This window comes from Ruegeria sp. CE12 (assembly GCF_056537525.1).
This window is the reverse complement of sequence record NZ_JBQFRS010000001.1, coordinates 809458-828557: the sequence shown is the minus strand read 5'-3', so window position 1 is coordinate 828557 and position 19100 is coordinate 809458. Positions and strand designations below refer to the sequence as shown.

General features: G+C 59.1%; 17 protein-coding genes. 8 read left to right on the top strand and 9 right to left on the bottom strand.

The window, feature by feature from the left end:
• The first annotated feature begins 39 nt into the window (after positions 1-39).
• Positions 40-1110, top strand: a complete 1071-nt coding sequence (locus tag ACR0IO_RS04175; RefSeq protein ID WP_480739701.1) for an SMP-30/gluconolactonase/LRE family protein — start codon at positions 40-42, stop codon at positions 1108-1110.
• A 65-nt stretch (positions 1111-1175) separates the two neighbouring features.
• Positions 1176-1958 carry a crotonase/enoyl-CoA hydratase family protein gene (locus ACR0IO_RS04170; RefSeq protein ID WP_480739700.1) on the top strand — a complete coding sequence of 261 codons (783 nt, stop codon included), beginning with the start codon at positions 1176-1178 and terminating at the stop codon, positions 1956-1958.
• Here ACR0IO_RS04170 and ACR0IO_RS04165 read toward each other — a convergent pair whose 3' ends face one another.
• The 4 genes from ACR0IO_RS04165 to ACR0IO_RS04150 form a co-directional block, all read right to left on the bottom strand.
• Positions 1959-2291, bottom strand: coding sequence for a DnaJ family domain-containing protein (locus ACR0IO_RS04165; RefSeq protein WP_480739699.1), 333 nt, complete (start codon positions 2289-2291; stop codon positions 1959-1961).
• Positions 2292-2330: 39 nt separating this feature from the next.
• Positions 2331-3494 (bottom strand): benzoate/H(+) symporter BenE family transporter, encoded by a 1164-nt coding sequence (locus ACR0IO_RS04160; RefSeq protein ID WP_480739698.1) that lies wholly within the window; start codon positions 3492-3494, stop codon positions 2331-2333.
• Positions 3495-3628: 134 nt separating this feature from the next.
• The gene (locus ACR0IO_RS04155; RefSeq protein WP_480739697.1) at positions 3629-6706 is read right to left on the bottom strand and encodes a valine--tRNA ligase; all 3078 of its coding nucleotides are present in this window, start codon (positions 6704-6706) and stop codon (positions 3629-3631) included.
• An 83-nt stretch (positions 6707-6789) separates the two neighbouring features.
• Positions 6790-7689 (bottom strand): phytanoyl-CoA dioxygenase family protein, encoded by a 900-nt coding sequence (locus ACR0IO_RS04150; protein ID WP_480739696.1) that lies wholly within the window; start codon positions 7687-7689, stop codon positions 6790-6792.
• A 164-nt stretch (positions 7690-7853) separates the two neighbouring features.
• Here ACR0IO_RS04150 and ACR0IO_RS04145 point away from each other — a divergent pair, with 164 nt between their 5' ends.
• Entirely contained in the window at positions 7854-10145 is a 2292-nt protein-coding gene (locus ACR0IO_RS04145) for a xanthine dehydrogenase family protein molybdopterin-binding subunit (protein ID WP_480739695.1), read from the top strand.
• Positions 10123-11199, top strand: coding sequence for a DUF2235 domain-containing protein (locus tag ACR0IO_RS04140; protein ID WP_170331291.1), 1077 nt, complete (start codon positions 10123-10125; stop codon positions 11197-11199). Before ACR0IO_RS04145 ends, ACR0IO_RS04140 begins: the two co-directional genes overlap by 23 nt.
• 3 nt (positions 11200-11202) lie before the next feature.
• Here the strand turns inward: ACR0IO_RS04140 and ACR0IO_RS04135 are convergent, their stop codons facing one another.
• Genes ACR0IO_RS04135 through ACR0IO_RS04125 form a run of 3 tightly spaced genes read right to left on the bottom strand, consistent with a single transcriptional unit; the run spans position 11203 to position 13064 of the window.
• Entirely contained in the window at positions 11203-11823 is a 621-nt protein-coding gene (locus tag ACR0IO_RS04135) for an imm11 family protein (protein ID WP_480739694.1), read from the bottom strand.
• 15 nt (positions 11824-11838) lie between these two features.
• Entirely contained in the window at positions 11839-12462 is a 624-nt protein-coding gene (locus ACR0IO_RS04130) for an NUDIX hydrolase (protein ID WP_170331295.1), read from the bottom strand.
• A 26-nt stretch (positions 12463-12488) separates the two neighbouring features.
• A complete protein-coding gene (locus ACR0IO_RS04125; protein WP_480739693.1) occupies positions 12489-13064 on the bottom strand; it encodes a GcrA family cell cycle regulator in 576 nt (191 codons plus the stop codon).
• 127 nt (positions 13065-13191) lie between these two features.
• Here ACR0IO_RS04125 and ACR0IO_RS04120 point away from each other — a divergent pair, with 127 nt between their 5' ends.
• Entirely contained in the window at positions 13192-13995 is an 804-nt protein-coding gene (locus tag ACR0IO_RS04120; protein WP_480739692.1) for an ABC transporter permease, read from the top strand.
• Here the strand turns inward: ACR0IO_RS04120 and ACR0IO_RS04115 are convergent.
• Both ACR0IO_RS04115 and ACR0IO_RS04110 read right to left on the bottom strand, forming a co-directional pair.
• Complete coding sequence (locus ACR0IO_RS04115) at positions 13992-15227, bottom strand: MFS transporter (RefSeq protein WP_480739691.1); 1236 nt, start codon at positions 15225-15227, stop codon at positions 13992-13994. The two genes, ACR0IO_RS04120 and ACR0IO_RS04115, sit on opposite strands and share 4 nt — an antisense overlap.
• Before the next feature lie 108 nt (positions 15228-15335).
• Positions 15336-16220 (bottom strand): DMT family transporter, encoded by an 885-nt coding sequence (locus ACR0IO_RS04110; protein WP_480739690.1) that lies wholly within the window; start codon positions 16218-16220, stop codon positions 15336-15338.
• Positions 16221-16511: 291 nt separating this feature from the next.
• Between ACR0IO_RS04110 and ACR0IO_RS04105 the strand changes: the two genes are divergently transcribed.
• The 3 genes from ACR0IO_RS04105 (at position 16512) to ACR0IO_RS04095 (ending at position 19098) form a co-directional block, all read left to right on the top strand.
• Positions 16512-17699: an acetylornithine transaminase gene (locus tag ACR0IO_RS04105; protein ID WP_480739689.1), complete on the top strand. Its 1188-nt coding sequence runs from the start codon at positions 16512-16514 to the stop codon at positions 17697-17699.
• Positions 17700-17774: 75 nt separating this feature from the next.
• Positions 17775-18701, top strand: coding sequence for an ornithine carbamoyltransferase (gene argF / locus ACR0IO_RS04100; RefSeq protein ID WP_155144992.1), 927 nt, complete (start codon positions 17775-17777; stop codon positions 18699-18701).
• Between the two features lie 52 nt (positions 18702-18753).
• A complete protein-coding gene (locus ACR0IO_RS04095) occupies positions 18754-19098 on the top strand; it encodes a 5-carboxymethyl-2-hydroxymuconate Delta-isomerase (protein ID WP_480739688.1) in 345 nt (114 codons plus the stop codon).
• Positions 19099-19100: the final 2 nt, after the last annotated feature.

Sequence of the window (19100 nt, the reverse complement as noted above, 5' to 3'; positions counted from 1 at the left end):
ATCCCCTGCAGGGTGCACCTAAACGTTGCAGGAGGTGTCATGCGCTATTTTCTGATCCTGGTTCTTGTCGGGCTTGCCTATCTGATATTCTGGCCTGTCCCGGTCGCACCAGTTGCGTATGAACCACCTGAACCGCCGGGTTTCACAGGTGATTTCGAAGAGAACAGGCATCTGGACGGGCTTGAGCTCATCACTCTGCCAGAAGGTGAGATCGGCCCCGAAGATCTGGCCGTCCTCTCGGATGGTGCGATCTACACCACAAGCTTGTCTGGTATTCTCTACCGCATCGACGGGGATAAACCGGTTGAGGTCGACCGGTTGGGCGGTCGCCCATTAGGTCTGAAGGCGGGACCGGACGGGGCGCTCTACATCGCCGACAGTTTCCGAGGCCTGATGCGGTGGACCGGGCCGGGTACTTTGGAGGCCGTCGTATCGGAAATTGACGGTGCCCCGGTGATCTATGCCAACCAACTGGACGTCGCGCAGGATGGGACGGTCTATTTTTCGAATTCCTCGGATCGTTTTGATCCCGAAACCATGGGCGGAACCAAACCGACCTCGGTTCTTACGATCTGGGAGCAATCCGATACCGGTTATGTTGCCAGACACGCACCGAATGGTACGACCGAGAAAATTGCCGAAGGTTTCGTCTATACCAACGGCGTAGCACTGTCGCCGGATGAGGACTTTCTGCTTATTGCCGAAACGGGGCGGGCGAGAGTCCACAAGCTCTGGCTGAAAGGCCCCCGGGCGGGTGAGACCGAAGTGCTGCTCGATAATCTGCCCGGCTATCCTGACAATCTCGAGGCACAGGGGGATGGCACTTACTGGGTGGCCTTCGCCAGCCCGCGTGTGCCGTCCGAAGCGCTCATGCCCTATCCGTTCCTGCGCAAAGTGATCTGGCGACTGGGGCCGATGGTGCGACCAGCCCCAATCCACCGTGGGATGATCGTGCAGTTCGATGGTCAGGGAAACATCCTGCGGACCCTGCAGGATCCGGATGGCCGACTGGGGATCACGACCGGTGGCAAAATCGTAGATGACCAGTTTTACGTCATGACGCTCGATTCACCATGGTTCGGCCGGATGCCAGTATCACAGATGCCCTGACGTCGCTGTGGAACTGTGTAGGCCTTTCGGGGCATTGTCTTGAAAAGCAGGATTGGGAGGCTCGTATGGCGCGCGTATCTGTCGAATACAAAGACCACATTGCTCATGTCACGCTGACCCGGGGCGACAAGATGAATGCGCTGGACGATGCGATGGTCAAGGCGATCCTGTCTGCCGGGCAGGAGGTCGCGGCCTCGGATGCCCGCGCCGTTGTCCTGTCAGGTGAAGGCAAAAGCTTCTGTGCCGGTCTCGACATGGGGAGCTTTGCCAAGATGGCTCATATGGATCCGACCGAATGGCTTATGACCCGCAGCCATGAAGACGCCAATGAGATGCAGGAACTTGCCATGGTCTGGCGTCGCGTTCCGGTGCCGGTGATCTGCGCCATACAGGGGGTCGCCTATGGTGGCGGTCTGCAGATTGCCCTGGGTGCGGATGTCCGCATCGCACATCCCGAGGCCAAGCTGGCGGTTATGGAAATGAAATGGGGCATCATCCCGGATATGGGGGGCATGGCCCTGCTGCCGCAACTCGTCCGATCGGATGTATTGCGCCTGCTGACCTACACTGCTCGCCCGATTGGTGCCCCACAAGCGGCAGACTGGGGGCTGGTAACGAAACTGTCGGACGATCCTCTGACCGAAGCACTGGCGCTGGCTGAAGACATCGCAGGCAAAAGTCCATCAGCGATCCGTGCAGCCAAACGGCTGATTGAAGTGGCCGAAAGCAAGTCTCGTGCCGAGGTTTTGTTGGAAGAATCCGCCGAACAGGTGGAACTGATTGGCAAACCGGATCAGATCGAGGTCATCGCGGCCCAGATGCAAGGCCGAAAGCCGGAATTCAAATGATCACCGCATAAAGGCCCTGCGGGCATCGCGGGCCATATTATACTGCATCTCCAGGTCCGCGATGCGCGCCATTGCGGCCTTGCGTTCAACCGGGTCTGTCAGTGTGGGATAGGCCTTTCGTGCTGCGTCCAGCTCTTTCTTAATCCCGAACTCCTCGGGCAGAACACCGGCTTGCGCCATGATCCGGTGTCCGGCTGAAAGGGCCGGGTCAGTCTGCGCCTCGGTTGAACGGTCTGGCAGGGGTTGGCCTTCACCATCCAGCCCCTCCAGCTGTCCTTCGGCCTGCGCCTTTTTGATTTGGCGCTCTACCAGTTTTCCAAGTGATCCAAGCATGGCCGAACTATACTCCACCCCGGGTGCAGGCGAAAGCGCTCACCGCGCCCGCTTGGTAACCAGATACGCAATTCCGCCTGCCGCCAAGCCCCAGACCGCCGCGCCCAAGCCAAATACGGTGATGCCCGAGGCGGTGATCGCAAAGGTCAGGATTGCAGCCTCTCGTTCGGCAGGAACCTCGAGCGCGGCAAAGGTCGCGTTTGCCATGACGCCGATCAGGGCAATACCCGTCAATGTCCCCATCAACATCGGATCGGCATGGGCTGCGAATCCGGTAATCGCCACCGCAAAGACGCCGAAAACGCAGTAGAACATACCTGCCATGACCGCCGACCAATATCGCTGGTTCGGGTCTGGATGGCTGTCTTCGTTCGAGCACATCGCTGCAGTGATGGCGGCAAGACAGGTGGCGGGTGCTCCGAACGGCGCGGATAAGATGCTGGCACTTCCAACGGCCGAGAACAGCCTGCCGGCGAGCGGCGAGTAGCCAAAGCTGCGCATCACCGCGATACCGGGGATGTTCTGTGTTGCCATAGTGACGATGAACAGTGGGATGCCGATCCCCACTGCCGAAGCGACCGAGAAGGTTGGCATGGTCCAGACAGGAGCAGCCACCAGATGCTCGGGCCGGACCGAGCTGTCGCCCGAATTCAGAACAACGACGATTGCCGCCGCAATAACCGCAGCAGGAACTGCGATCAGCCGGTTGATCCGCCCCGCAACAAACCAAGTCAGGATGACGGGCAGCGCCTGCCATGGCAGCTCAACTGCCGCCTTGAACGGAATGATACACAACGGCAGCAGAACCCCGCCCAGCATGGCTTGCGCCAGTGTGGTTGGTATTGCTGCCGCCAACCGTCCCAGCGGTCGCCAAAGGCCTGCCAGAACGGTCAGCGCTCCGGCGCACAGGAAGGCACCTACCGCACCCGAGAATCCTGTGGCTGGTGTCGCCGAAACTGCAAGCAACGCCGCCCCAGGCGTGGACCAGGCCACGCTGATCGGCTGCTTGTACCAAAGGCTGAGAAAGATCGCCGCCAGCCCCATCGCCACTGCAGCCATCATTAACCCGGATGCGGATTCAGCTGCCGAGGCACCCATGGCAGCGAGGCCTTGCAGCACGATCGGGAAAGAGCTGAAAAAGCCGACCACGGCCACCACAAGGCCGGTTGAAATCGTCTGCACTGGGGGAAGGGGACGTGCCATCACTGCCTCAAGATCATTTGAGGAATTGCTAACAACCACAAGCCGCTGGGAACAAGGGGAAAAGCCGTTGGGTAAATGAAAACCCCGCTGGGCTGGGCTCAGCGGGGTTCAAAGCGTTCGATTTTGAAGAAGGGTCAGGCGATTTCCGCCAGTCGGGCCAGCGCCTCGTCCAGTTTCGCTTCTTCTTCTTCGCGGGCTGCAAGGTTGGCTTTGGCTTCGGCAACCACCTCTTCCGGAGCCGAGGCAACAAATTTGGGGTTGTTCAGGCGCCCGCGCAGACCGCCCAGTTCCTTGGCCAGCTTGCCCTTGGCTTTTTCCAGCCGTTCCTTTTCCGCGCCGATGTCGATGATGTCGGCTAGCGGCAGGCCGAAGGACGCGCCGGGGGCGGCAATCGAGATGGTGCCCTTAGGCAGTTCATCCGCCTTGGTCAGGCTATCGATCCGTGCAAGGCGCTTGATCAGCGCTTCGTTGCGGTCCCAAGCGGCTTGGCCGTTGGCGTCGATCTCAGTCACCAGCATCGGCACATAGAGGCCTGCAGGAACGCGCATTTGAGCACGTGCCGAACGGGTGTTTTCGATGACCGAGATTACCCAGTTCATCTCACGATCCGCATCCGCGTCGATCAGGTCAGCAGCGGCGTAGGTCGGCCAGTCGGCGTGGACGACCATCTTGGCGCGGCTACCGGTCAGGCCCCACAGCTCTTCGGTGATGAAGGGCATGATCGGGTGCAGCAGGACCATGCACTGATCCAGAACCCAGCGCATGGTGGCTCGGGTCTCGGCCTGTGCCTCGGCGTCATTACCCTGCAGCAATGGCTTGGACAGTTCCACGTACCAGTCGCAGACCTTGCCCCAGACAAAGGCATAAAGCCCGTTCGCCGCGTCGTTGAAGCGATAGCTCTCCAGCGCCGCGTCGACCTCTTCGCGCACGCGGGCGGTTTCACCGATGATCCAGCGGTTCACGGCGGCTTTGGGCCTCAGGTCGGCCACGTCCAGCTGCGGCACGGCGTCAGTGAAGACCTCATTCATCTCGGCAAAACGCACGGCGTTCCACAGTTTGGTGCCGAAGTTGCGGTAGCCGGTGATACGCTCCTTGGACAGTTTCAGCACGCCACCAATTGCCGCCATCGAGGCGTTGGTAAAGCGCAGCGCATCGGCGCCGAACTCGTCCACGATCTCCAGCGGGTCGATGACGTTGCCGGTGGTCTTGGACATCTTCTTGCCCTTCTCGTCGCGGACGAGCTGGTGCAGGTAGACGGTGTGGAACGGGATTTCGTTCACCACGGCCAGCTGCATCATCATCATCCGGGCGACCCAGAAGAACAGGATGTCGAAGCCGGTGATGAGAACGTCCGTGGGGAAGTAGCGTTCCAGCTCCTCAGTCTGCTCGGGCCAGCCCAGAGTGCCGATGGGCCAGAGGCCAGACGAGAACCAAGTGTCGAGGACGTCGGGGTCGCGCTCGAGGATTACGAAACTTGTCTTTCCGAAGTTGTCCTTAAGCTCTGCGTGCCAATTGTAGGCATCGGTATGACTCTCAGCGACATCGAGGACTTCATCAACGCCGTAGTAATCTCTAGCAAGCTTGGCCGCTTCCTCTTTCGTCGCTGCGCAGAATGGAACCAGTTCGCCATCATAGTCGAACCCATCGAACGTCGTGTTTTCCGGCTTCAGTGACGGCCCATACCAAACCGGAATCTGATGCCCCCACCACAGCTGGCGCGAGATGCACCAGGGCTCGATGTTTTCCAGCCAGTGGTAATAGGTTTTCTCGCCCGACTCGGGGATGATCTTGACCGTGCCGTCCTTGACCGCGTCCAGCGCGGGGCCGACAACCTTTTCGGCGTCCACAAACCACTGGTCCGTGAACATCGGCTCAATGACGACTTTCGAGCGGTCGCCGAAGGGCTGCATGATCGGTTTGCTCTCAACCAGCGGCACCAGCTTGTCCGCGCCTTCGTGATCGGGCTTCAGAGCGGTCGATCCCAGACGTGGATCATCCGCGCGGGTCATCACGGCCAGACCGTCAGCAGTGATCTCTTCAACCACCTTCGCACGTGCCTCGAACCGGTCGAGCCCGCGCAGGTGGTCGGGGATCAGGTTGATCGCGTCGATCTCATTCTCGGTAAATTCTTCGCCGCGCGCGTATTCCTGTGCCTTGTCAGCTTCTTCCGCGTAAGGTGCACCATCGGCCCGCATCGCACCTTTGGTATCCATCAGGCGGTACATCGGAATGCCACCACGCTTGGCGACCATATTGTCGTTGAAGTCGTGCGCGCCGGTGATCTTCACTGCGCCCGAGCCGAAATCGGGATCAGGGTAGTCATCAGTGATGATCGGAATCTGGCGGCGATGCTCTTTCGGGCCAACCGGGATTTCGCAGAGCTTGCCAACGATGGGAGCGTACCGCTCATCCGAGGGGTGAACCGCAACCGCGCCGTCGCCCAGCATGGTTTCAGGGCGGGTCGTAGCGATCGAGATGTAATCGCGCTCTTCCTCGAGGATGACGTTCCCGTCTTCGTCTTTTTCGACGTAGGTATAGGTCTCGCCACCGGCCAGCGGGTATTTGAAGTGCCACATGTGACCCGCAACTTCGATATTCTCGACTTCGAGGTCCGAGATCGCGGTTTCAAAATGCGGGTCCCAGTTGACCAGACGCTTGCCGCGATAGATCAGGCCCTTTTCGTACATGTCGACGAAGACCTTGATGACCGCGTCGTGGAAGTTCGGCGAGTTCTCATGGCCGGTACGCGGGTCGCGCGGCGCACCTGCCATGGTGAAGGCATTGCGCGACCAGTCGCAGGACGAGCCAAGACGTTTCAGCTGCTCGATAATCGTACCGCCGTATTCGCCTTTCCATTCCCAGACCTTGTCCAGAAACGCCTCACGCCCCAACTCGCGCCGGCCGGGCTGCTGGGTGGCGGCCAGCATTTTCTCGACCTGCATCTGCGTGGCGATACCGGCATGGTCCTGACCGGGCTGCCAAAGCGTGTCGAACCCGCGCATACGGTGCCAGCGGGTCAGGATGTCCTGCAGCGTGTTGTTGAACGCATGGCCCACATGCAGCGCGCCCGTCACGTTCGGCGGCGGGATCATGATGGTAAAGCTTTCGTCGCGCGATTTGTTCGCGCCTGCCTTAAAGGCTCCGGCCTCTTCCCAGGCCTTGTAGATGCGGGCCTCGGCCTCGGCCGCGTTGAATGTCTTTTCCATCGCCATGGGGTGCGTCCTGCGTCATCAATCTCGGGTCAGCGCCTGCAATAGCGAATGCGTAAGGGAAGGGGAAGGGTCTGCGCGGCTGTTTAACCCGCCTTTGGTGGTGCAGGTTCATACAGATGCAGGGTCTCGGTCGCGCCCTGGGCCAGTGCCTTGGTCTGATCGGCCCGGATACGCGCATGCAGATCCAACGCGTTGGCAGCGAACAACCCGGTCGGCTCCGGGATGTGAACAAAGTTCCCGACCCGGTCCTCACCCCGCGCCAGAATGGCATAATCGCGATCAGCTACCTTTTGCTGTGCGTTTGGATTTAGGTATCGGATCGCCAGACCTATGCGCCGGTCTTCCGACACGTTTGGCCCCGAGCCATGGATGGTCAGGCCGTGATGCAATGACATCTGACCCGGCTGCAGTTCGATATGGGTTTTGTCCTTTTCGGCTACCTCAACCGCAATCTCTTGCCCACGTGACAGAAGGTTGTTGTCCGAGAAAGTGTCGGTATGCGGCAGGATCGGGTTCTTGTGACTGCCCCTGACAAAATCCATGCATCCACTCTCGACCGTCGCAGGTGACAGTGCGATCCACGCCGTTACCTGATCCGGTGTCTCACCCATGCCCCAATAGGTCAGATCCTGATGCATGCTGACCACCTGCTTGGTGTGCGGCTCTTTGATGAACAGTTCCGCCGACCACAACAGCAGGTCAGGTCCCAGAACCCCCTCAACCACATCCAGCACCCGCGCATCCAGCGCTATGCGTGTCACCAGCGGCATCACCACATGCGCGTTCACGCGTTTGTACATGTTCAGGGGCAGCGGCAGGTCAGCCTCGCGCCAGTCACGCTCGATCTCTTCCAGTTCGGAGCGCAGATCAGCTGCTTCCGAGTTGTTGAACACAGGTATCGGAAAGACAAAGCCGCTTTCCCAGTAATCATCGATCTGCTCTGGTGTCAGGCGACCGTTCGTCAGGGCAATTGGGTTTGTCATGATATCTCCATCAGGCTGAACCACATCTCCAGACTACGAAGCACATTCCGGATCTGGCATTGCTTTTTGCGACACGCAGGTCGCCTCACGTCCATGTTCAGGGCTCTGGACATCAATTGGCAGAAAGCTAGTGTCGCGACGGTGGGCAGACAGAGGATCAGGCAATGGAAAAATTCGGCAAAAGCCAATCGGTCAAACGGACCGAGGATCAGCGGTTTCTGACCGGGCAGGGACAATACATAGATGACGCGACCCCCGGGAATGCGCTGCACGCAGTGTTTTTTCGCAGCCCGGTTGCCCATGGCGAAATCACCTCGCTTGATCTGGATGCCGCGCGTGAGGCTGATGGAGTGCACCTGGTCCTGACAATCGATGATCTGACCGATGCAGGCTTTGATACAGAAATGAGTGCAACGGTCGTGCCCAACCGCGATGGGTCCTCGGGTGCTGCACCCGCGCGACACATGCTGGCCAAGGGTCGCGTGCGTTTCGTGGGTGAACCGGTGGCGGTGGTGATCGCAGACACGCCGGAACAAGCCCATGATGCAGTTGAGCTGGTCTGGATGGACACGGATGATCTGCCCGCCAAGCTGGATCTTCAAGCCGGGGGGGAAACCCTGCATCCCGAGGCACCGGATAATCGCGCCTTTGACTGGGGCATGGGGGATGAGGCTGCAACCGAAGCCGCCTTTCAAGCTGCTGCACGCACGATTTCCCTGAACGTTCATGACAATCGGGTCATCGTGAACTCGATTGAGCCACGAGGCTGTCAGGCCAGTATGAGCGATGGTCGCCTGCACTTCTCATATGGGGGGCAGGGCGTTTGGGGGATGAAGGCGCAGCTGGCCCAGAAGCTCAGGCTTGATGCGGAATCCATTCGTGTAACCACCCCGGATGTCGGTGGTGGTTTTGGTATGAAGGCCATGCCCTATCCCGAATACTTCTCGATTGCCGCGGCCGCGATGAAGCTGGACCGAACCGTGCACTGGATGTCGGGCCGGACCGAGGCGATGCTGTCCGATCACCATGGCCGCGATCTGACCTCGCTGGCCGAGCTGGCCTTTGACGAAAACAATCGCATTACCGCCTACCGGGTGCACAGCAAGGTCAATCTGGGGGCTTACAACAGTCACTTCGGGCAGGCGATCCAGACCAACCTTTTCAGCAAGGTTCTGATGGGGGTCTACGAAGTTCAAACCACCTATCTGCGGGTTGAGGGGTTTTACACCAACACCACGCAGGTCGACGCCTATCGAGGTGCGGGCCGTCCCGAGGCAATCTATGTGCTGGAACGCGTCATAGACCGCGCGGCGCGCGAACTGGGCGTCGATCCATGGGAACTGCGGCGCAGAAACTTCATACGCCCAGGCGCGTTCCCTTATTCGACAGCAACCGGTGAGACCTATGATGTGGGCGATTTCAATATGGTCCTCTCGCGTGCTGGCGACCAGACACAGGGCTTTGCCGGACGCAAAGCTAAGGACGCCGAACGTGGCCTGATCCGCGGGCAGGGGCTTTGTTACTATATCGAAAGCATTTTGGGTGATCCTTCCGAAGGTGCAAAGGTCGAGTTTTGCGAGGACGGGACCGTGAACCTTTATGTGGGGACACAATCAAACGGGCAAGGGCATGAGACTGTCTATGCACAGTTTCTGTCGGATCAGACCGGGATTCCTGCGGATCGGATCAATGTTGTTCAGGGCGATTCCGACCGGCTGGCGCAAGGGGGCGGAACCGGCGGATCACGTTCGGTCACCACGCAAAGCAATGCAACGCTGGTCACGGTCGATACGATGGTTGCCGCATTCACGCCGTATCTTGCTGATAAGATGGGGGTCGAGGAAAGCGATGTGATCTTCGACCATGAAACCTTTCGCGCGCCGGGTTCCAACCTGACGCCGACCCTAATCGAAGCGGCTGATATGGCGCGTGCTGATGGCCGTACCGACCTTTTGCAGCATGAAGCCCGAGCAACGCTTGAGGCACGCAGCTATCCGAATGGCGCCCATGTTGCCGAGGTCGTGATCGATTCTTACACCGGTGTCGTGACCGTTGACCGCTACACTGTGGTTGATGATTTCGGCAACCTTATCAACCCGATGCTGGCCGAAGGGCAGGTGCATGGCGGGGTAGTTCAGGGCATCGGGCAGGCGCTGAATGAACACGTTGTCCACGATGCCGAAGGACAACTGCTCACGGCAACGTTCATGGATTACGCCTTGCCCCGCGCAGCAGACGTACCCATGATTAAGTTTACCTCGGCGCCGGTTCCGTCAACGGCCAACCCGATGGGCATGAAAGGCTGTGGCGAGGCAGGCACCGTGGGCGCGCTGGCCGCTGTGGCAAATGCGGTGCAGGATGCGCTCTGGGATCATGGGGTGCGGCAGGCGGATATGCCTTTCACACCTCACAAAGTATGGGAATTGCTGACGCATGGTTCTGTCGCGGCTGAGTAAAAAGGTTCTGGGATGGCTCGGACGTCCCTTACGGTCCGAGCACTCTGCCGAGACGCGCCACCGCGAACCGATCAGCCATGTCATCATCCTTGATGGCACCATGTCCACGCTGGAGCAGGGCTATGAAACCCATGCCGGGCAGACCTATCGCCTTTGCTGCGAAATGGGCAGCAGCGTGTCGGTGTTCTACGAGGCGGGCGTGCAGTGGGAGAACTGGAAATCCTCGCTGGATGTGATGATGGGGCGCGGGATCAATCGCCAGATCCGTCGTGCCTATGGCTATCTCGCATCGCGCTACAAACCCGGAGACCGGATTTATTTCATCGGCTATTCGCGGGGCGCTTACGGTGTGCGCAGCCTTGCTGGCGTACTCGACATGATCGGCCTTCTCAAAGCTGAACACGCGACCGAACGTAATATCAAACAAGCTTACCGCCATTACGAATGCAATCCAGGCGGTGCGGCTGCACGCGATTTTCGTCGCAATTTCTGCCACGAAGAAGTGGCGATCGAAATGGTGGGTGTCTGGGACACCGTCAAAGCGTTGGGTCTGCGCCTGCCATTGCTCTGGCGCTGGGCCGAGGAACGCCATGCATTCCATAACCACCGCTTGGGACCATCGATCCGCCACGGCTACCACGCCATGGCATTGGACGAGACGCGCGAAGTGTACGAGCCCGTGCTGTGGACATGTACGCCCGAATTCAAGGGCCATGTCGATCAGGTCTGGTTCCGCGGCACCCATGGTGATGTCGGCGGCCAGTTGAACGGCTATGAAGAGGCCCGGCCCCTCAGCAACATTTCACTGGTCTGGATGCTGGACAAAGCCGAATTGCACGGTCTGCCCCTGCCTGAAGGCTGGCGAGACCGTTTCCCCACCGATCCCAACGCAACATCGGTCGGAACATGGCGCGGCTGGGGCAAGATTTTCCTACTGCGCAAGCATCGGAAAGTGGGGCGAGACAGATCAGAACGGCTGCATGTCTCGGTCTCACCTGACGATTTGCCGGGCTGGGTGCCGATGCCGGACCTACCTTCGCATCCTGCGCAGTAGGGGTCAGGACAGGTCGTAAGGGCCGACGAACCTTATTCCCGGAAAGCTCGCTGTCTCAATCGCTTGCTTTATCCGGTCGGAAACAAAGATAAGGTTGTGAACTTCTGCCGTGCAAAATACGTCATGCGAACCCACAATGGCTTGTTGAAAAACAAAATGCCATTCAGCGGGTGGGATTGTCTGGTCGTAATATCCTAGGCCATTCAGAGGAGGAATCACACGGTTTGGATCGAGTGCATGAAGCCGAACGCTGGGAAAAAACCAGAAAAAATCGCGCTTCTCAGGTTGGCCATCGCGATCGAGTATCTTCAAAGGTTCGAATTGATGTACCCCCGGATCAAACTTCTCGACCAAGTCACGAAACGCGCCCGAGCAAATTTGAGCCAATCGAACATCCTTAAAGTCTTCGATTGGTTGCGTTCCTGCTCCACTCCGTTTGGCTCTGGTAGGTAAAAAGTCTGTCTTCACCCGTCGCCCGGACTGATAGTAATCTGCGCGCATAAGCGGCTTGCGGCCAATATCGACCGACATATCTTCCAAGGTGTTCTTGTCCCAATCGCCATTCAGAAAGTCGATGTCAACGGAGTAGGTGCCAGTAGACTCAGTTGCTAACATCCAGATCATTGTCGTGCTTTCAGTCTAGTCAAATCGGGTTGTATTTTGGCTGCTTCTGCACGCTTCAAACGCTGCTTCTATGTCCTGCCTAAGGGACCGGGTCAGCGACAGTTCCGGCAACGTATCTAGCATAAAGAAATCGGCTTCGCTGGTTTCCTCTCCAGCCACCGGTTCATCAGATCCGGTCTCATCACACAGAAAAAACAGCTTATAGAAATCCCGTGCGTCTGCCGGGTAGGGATGCCGCGCCTTATGGCGAAGTGCATAGAGATGCCGCGCCCGTACGCGTAGCCCGGCCTCCTCCAGAACTTCACGCTCGATGTTTTCTGCCGGAGAGCTGCCGATATCCGCAAAGCCACCGGGCATTGCCCATTTCCCGTCACTGCGCTCGCGCACCAGCAGGATCCGCTCATTACGGATAATCGCACCGCGAATATCGATGCTGGGCGTGGCATATCCTGCCGCGTGTTTGGAAATCAGACCGTCGATACGCGACAGCGGAACTTGCCCCAGATCGGCCAGCATGGCGCGGGCCATATCCGCGATCTCGTCGTATCGTTCGCGATCAAACGGGTCTTTGGTAAAGTGCTGGCCGGTTTCGGCCAGCGCCAGCAATCGTTTCGCCCGGGCAAGCCAGGTATCCTCCATCGCTGTCGGATCCTGGCGCACAGGTCTTACCGCCGCCGGTCGCGGCGCGAGCTCATGGGCTGGAAAGCCACGCCCACATGCGCTTCGCAATAGGGCTTGCCCTGTTCAACGGGCAGGCCGCAGAACCAGAAATCCTCGGTCGCGGGGTCGCCCACGGGCCATTTGCAGGTTTTCTCGGTCAGTTCCATCAAGGTCAGCTTCTTGGCTTTCTTTTCGACCTCATTCACCTTGGCCAGCGCCTCGGGGCTGATTTCATTGGCCGAAGGCTGCGGCGGCAGGGGCTGACCGGCCGGAATAATCTGGCGACGTGGCGGTGTTGCCGGTTTCGCCTCGGCAGCCGGTGCCGGGGTCGGGCGGGCCGGTTCGGTTTTTGGTGCGGGCTTGGGCTTGGCCTCGGCCTTTGGTGCGGGTGCCGGTTTTTCTTTGGGTTCCGCCTTGGCCGGACTTGCGCCGGTTGCGCGGTTCGACAGGCCCAGACGGTGCACCTTGCCGATCACCGCGTTGCGGGTCACACCGCCCAGTTCCTTGGCGATCTGGCTTGCCGACTGGCCTTCGCCCCACATTTTCTTTAGCAGTTCTACGCGCTCGTCAGTCCAGGACATCGTCAGCCTTTCAAAAAGCGGGAAAGCGGCCCCGGATTCGGGCCGCCTTCGGAATTCGTCTCAGCCCCCTATTCTAATCACTGCGGCCCGAGTTACAAGCTATCTTCGAATCAGTTGGGGGCAGAGCATGCAGAATCTTACAGATCAGGACACGCGCCGTTTTGGTGTGGTCAACTGGATGGGGCTGTATACGCTTGCGCAACGAGAAACTCTGCGGTTTCTGACTGTGTGGACGCAGACGCTTTTGGCGCCGCTTGTGACCGCCGGATTGTTCCTGCTGATCTTCAATATCGCCGTTGGTCCGGGCAGACCGGATGTAATGGGCGTGCCTTTTCTGACCTTCCTGGCACCCGGGATCATGATGATGACGGTGATCCAGAACGCTTTTGCCAACACCTCTTCCTCGATGGTGATTGCCAAGGTACAGGGCAATATCGTGGATACGCTGATGCCGCCGTTGTCGCCGCTGGAGATTCTGCTGGGCTATCTGGCGGGGGGTGTCGCTCGCGGAGTGCTCATCGCGTTTGTCGTTGCTGCGGCGCTGGCCTTGGTGCTTGGGTTGGTGCCTGTAAATCCGCTGATTGCCTTGCTCTTCGTGATCCTTGGCGGGGCGTTTATGGGTGCGCTGGGCCTGTTCGCCGGCATCTTTGCCAACAAGTTCGATCAGATGGCAGCGATCACCAACTTCATCGTCACGCCGCTGGCTTTCCTGTCCGGCACTTTCTACTCGGTTGACGCTTTGCCGCCGCTGTTGAACCGGATCAGCCACGTCAATCCGGTGTTCTACCTGATCGACGGGCTGCGGTATGGCATGATCGGCGTATCCGACAGCTCGCCCTATCTGGGCCTTGTCGTCTGCTCGGCAGCGACCCTGTTGATCTGCGCACTGACCTGGCAGATGTTGCGGACCGGGTACCGTCTCAAGGCCTAGGCCGGTTCTGCCAGTGATCCCGGCTGCAGTGGCACCCGGGGTCGACCCAGACGAGGGTGCAGCCGCGCTGCTACGGCCCATGCGCCAAACAGGGCAAACCCACCCGCGGCAAAGACACCTGCAACCGGAGTGACCAACAAGACCAGCGAGGCAACTCCCGGGGTCAGAATGCCCGAGACATCGCGGTAGCTGGAATAGATGGCTGACATTTCAGTCCGTTCCGACGGTTTGACCGCCATCAGGAAGGGCAGACCCGCGCAGATATCCAATACGATCAACCAGACCGATCCAAAGACCAGCGCCGCGACCGATGCTACAGGCCAGCTGGAAATGAAACCAGCGGCAAGGAAGCACGCGGCACAGGCCGCAAATCCGACCCGTACAGCCGAACGCAGCGAACGCCCCTGCACCCACCGCAAGATCAGCGGGGCAACGAACAGCATCGCATTAGTGACCGACAGCAGAATGCCGCCCAGCTGTTCCCCCAGACCGTTCTCGATAGCGAAGATCGGCAGATACACCACGTAGATCCACCAACCGCAGGACCGGATCATCGCAAACAGGTAACCAGCAACCAGCCGGGGCTGAGCAAAGAAACGGGGCAGAAACGCCAGCGGGTTCTTGGCTTGCCCGCGTGCCTTGGTGATCAGCTTTCCGTTGCCCAACCGCATCGCCCAGAACATGATCAGCATGGCTGTTGCTGCAACGGCGCTAATGACAAAGGGGGCGGGGGCCCAGACCTCCATCAGCAATACACCGGCCATCGGGCCTGCGGTCCAACCTAAGGCACTGTAGAACATGCGGCTGGTTTCGCAGCGGCCCAGTTCGATTTTGCTGATGTAGTCCAGCACATAAGCGTTAAAGCAGATGAAAGTCACAACCGCAGCCACGGTGTTCAGCGCAAGCGCGCCGACGACCGCCTCGGGGCTGCCTTCGATCGCCAACAGGGCACCGGCAATGAACATGACGCAGCCGGCGGAATAGGCCCATCTGCGCGGTACGAAACGGATTAGAAAAGGCACCATCAGCCCGGCTGCCAGCGAAACGATCCCAACCAGAAAATACAGGAATGAGACGGATGAGGCGTCGCCAAGTGCCCGGTACATGACCAGTGGAAAGACGGATATCAGGATGCCGCGGACAATGGCTTCGAATCCGGCAAGGATGCCGAAATCACGAACAGACGGGGCTGGGGCATGGCGAACCCATTCGGGAATACGACGTTCATGCATGGCGCAATCTCTCTAATCAACTGTGCCCAAATTGCGCCTTTCGATTTTTGATTCATGAGGGATTGCGACATGGGGGTCGCCCGCAGACATTCCGTAGGAAATTATTTGTTAGCTGCTTCTGGCGCGTGCCTCGCGCCAGACCAGGATCAGCGCACCGGTCAGGATGATGCTTGATCCGATGACGCTCACGATATCGGGCACAACCTCGAACACTGCAAAGTCATAGAATGCCGCGAAGATCAGCGTGGCATAGCTGATCGGTGCCACAAACGAAGCATCTGCCCGCGCCATGCCATTGACAAAACAGGCCTGCGCACAGGCCATCAGGACACCGATCCCCGCCAATGCGGCCCATTGTTCGGGCGTCGGAGGTTCCCAGACGGTCATCACCGCGACAGTGGCTATCGTCAGTCCCATCGAGTTGTTAACCAGCAGAATCTGGATGGGGATTTCCTTGCCCGAAAGCTTTTTGATAAAGATCAACTCCATCCCGATCACCGCAGCAGCCGACAGCGCCAGCAGGGCAGCAGGCTGAAAGCTTTCAGGTGTTGGGCGCAACAGGATAAGTGCACCTGTCAAGGCAACAGCCGCCGCCAGCCAGCGCCACGGACCAACACCTTCTTTCAGCAGCGGGATCGCCAGAACCATGGCAAACACCGGGTTCAGAAACGAAATCGCGGTCGCATCCGCGATAGGGATATAGGCGACCGAGGCAAACATCAGAGTGATTCCGGTCCAGCCAAAGGTCGTCCGCCCAATGTGCAGGCCCCAATGCGGCCGTCGCAGGGGCGGTCGCAGGATGGCTACGGCGCTGATGATTACCAGAAAGGCAAACATGAACCGGCCATGGCTGATCTGCATCGGATGCAGCGCCGGACCCAACGTATCCGTGCCTAGCGCCTTGGCCAGCAGCGTGGTGCCTGCAATCAATGCGCTTGCCGCAAAGATCAGAATGGCGGCCAGCGCCGGATTATGGCTCTTGGGAACGAACATGCGTAAGCGGTGCGGCAGCCGATGCCAAATGGCAAGCCGGAAATGCAAAACCGCATCAGAATTCCGGTACTACAGGATTTTGGGTTTTCAGATCGCATTCCTGTCGCTATACGGCGTCCCATGATCAAACACGCACATATCCTGCGCCTCCGACGCCGACGCTTTTTCGCGTAACCGGCCCGTTTGATCCCTTTGTGCTGTCCAAATCAGCGCAAATCCCACCAAATTAGTTGACGAACCCGGCCTCAGTGTATCAGTCACTGGGCTCAACCTATCGAAAAGGATGATCCGATGATCCCGTCCGTTTTGCCGACCTATAATCGTGCGCCCCTCAGCTTTGTGAAGGGCGAAGGCGCCTGGCTGACCGAGGCGGACGGGCGACGTTTCCTCGATCTGGGAGCGGGCATCGCCGTGAACGCGCTGGGCCATGCACATCCGGCACTGGTCAACGCGCTGACCGAACAGGCGCATGCGCTGTGGCATGTCTCGAACCTCTACCAGATTCCGCAGCAACAGGCGCTGGCCGACAAGCTGGTCGAACATACCTTCGCCGACACCGTGTTCTTTACCAACTCGGGTACCGAAGCATGCGAGTTGGCCGTAAAAATGGCCCGCAAGTATTTCTATGACAAAGGCCAGCCCGAGCGGGTCGAAATCATCACCTTCGACGGTTCGTTCCACGGCCGGTCCTCTGCTGGTATTGCGGCGGCCGGGTCTGAGAAGATGACCAAAGGCTTCGGTCCACTGTTGCCCGGCTTCGTGCATGTGATGTTCGGTGATCTGGACGGCGTGACCAATGTGATCACCGACAAGACCGCCGCCATCATGATCGAACCCATTCAGGGTGAGGGCGGTATTCGCCCTGTGCCTGATGCGGAGCTCAAGGCGCTGCGTCAGATCTGTGATGACAACGGCCTGCTGCTGATCCTGGACGAAGTACAATGTGGTGTCGGCCGGACCGGCAAGCTGTTTGCGTATGAATGGGCAGGTATCACACCTGACATCATGATGGTCGCCAAAGGCATCGGTGGTGGCTTCCCGCTGGGTGCCGTTCTTGCAACCGAAGATGCAGCTTCTGGCATGACAGCTGGCACGCATGGCTCCACCTATGGCGGCAACCCGCTGGGCTGCGCGGTGGGGTGCGCCGTGCTGGATCAGGTGGCAACCCCTGCCTTCCTTGAGGGTGTGAACCGCAAGGCTGGCTTGTTGCGTCAGAAACTCGAGGGACTGGTTGCCGATCATCCCGAAGTGTTCGAAGAGGTTCGCGGCTCGGGCCTGATGCTGGGCATCAAGTGCAAGGCCACCAATATCGACGTCGTAAATGCCGGTTATGATAACGAGGTTATCACCGTTCCTGCCGCTGATAACGTGATCCGCCTGCTGCCTCCGCTCACGCTGACCGAAGACGACATCGCGCAGGCCATGATCCGCCTCGAAAAAGCGGCCAAACAGGTCGAGGTCAACCTCGCCACCGCCTGATCCTAGTCTTTCCAAAATACTCCGGGGGTCCGGGGGCGGCGCCCCCAGCTCTCGACAGCTAAAAGTGACAGTGAAATGAACCACTTCCTCGATATACACAAAACCGATGCTGCCGATCTGCGGGGCATGATCGATCAGGCCGCGGCGATGAAGCAGGCGCGCCTTGGTCGCCCCAAGGCAGCCCCTGATGACGAACAGCCGCTGGCAGGTCGCATGGTTGCCCTGATCTTTGAAAAACCATCCACCCGAACCCGCGTGTCTTTCGACGTGGGCGTGCGTCAGATGGGCGGTCAGACCATGGTTCTGTCCGGCAAGGATATGCAGCTGGGCCATGGCGAGACTATCGCGGATACCGCGCGCGTCCTGTCGCGCTATGTCGACATGATCATGATCCGGACCTTTGACGAGACCATCCTGACCGAGATGTCGGAATACTCCGATGTTCCCGTCATCAACGGCCTGACTGATCGCACCCACCCCTGCCAGATCATGGCAGATGTTCAGACTTATGAAGAACATCGCGGTCCGATCGCGGGCAAAAAGGTAGTCTGGACCGGCGACGGCAACAATGTCTGCGCCTCATTCTTGCATGCGGCAGGCCAGTTCGGCTTTGACCTGACCTTCACCGGCCCGGCCCAGTTCGATCCCGAAGAAGAGTTCATGGGGCTGGCGCGGCAGAAAGGTTCGAAAATCGTGGTCGAGCGTGACCCGTACAAAGCCGTAGAAGGCGCTGATCTGGTGGTTGCCGATACCTGGGTCTCGATGCACGATTCCCAGTCGGCCAAGGAACGCCGCCATAACCTGCTGCGTCCGTATCAGGTGAATGCCGAGCTGATGTCTCACGCCAAACCTGACGCGCTGTTCATGCACTGCCTGCCTGCGCACCGCGAGGAAGAGGCTACTTCTGAAGTCATGGATGGTCCGAATTCGGTCATCTTTGATGAGGCTGAAAACCGGCTGCACGCCCAAAAGGCGGTCATGCGCTGGTGTCTGGGCGTGTAAAACTGTCATCGGGCGGGTCCTTGTGGTCCGCCCTCACTTTCCGGAGCAATCCATGCCTCACGTGACCCTTGAATTTTCCGAAGGTCTTGAACAGACCCATGACTTTCAGGCGATCTGCAATGACCTCTTCACCGTTTTGGCTGCACATGAAGAGTTCGACGCCGACGCGTTGAAAATTCGGGCCACCCCTGTCGCGTTCTACCGGATTGGGACCGATCGTCAGACATTCGTCCACGCCACGCTGCTGTTGATGCAGGGCCGCAGCGAATCCACGCGCGCCGCGCTCAACGCTCTGATCCTCGATGCGCTGGCCTCGGCCTTGCCTGGGGTCGGCAGCATCACGGTGCAAGAGGTCCAAATGAATCGAACCACCTACGCAAAGCGCCTGTCACGCTGACG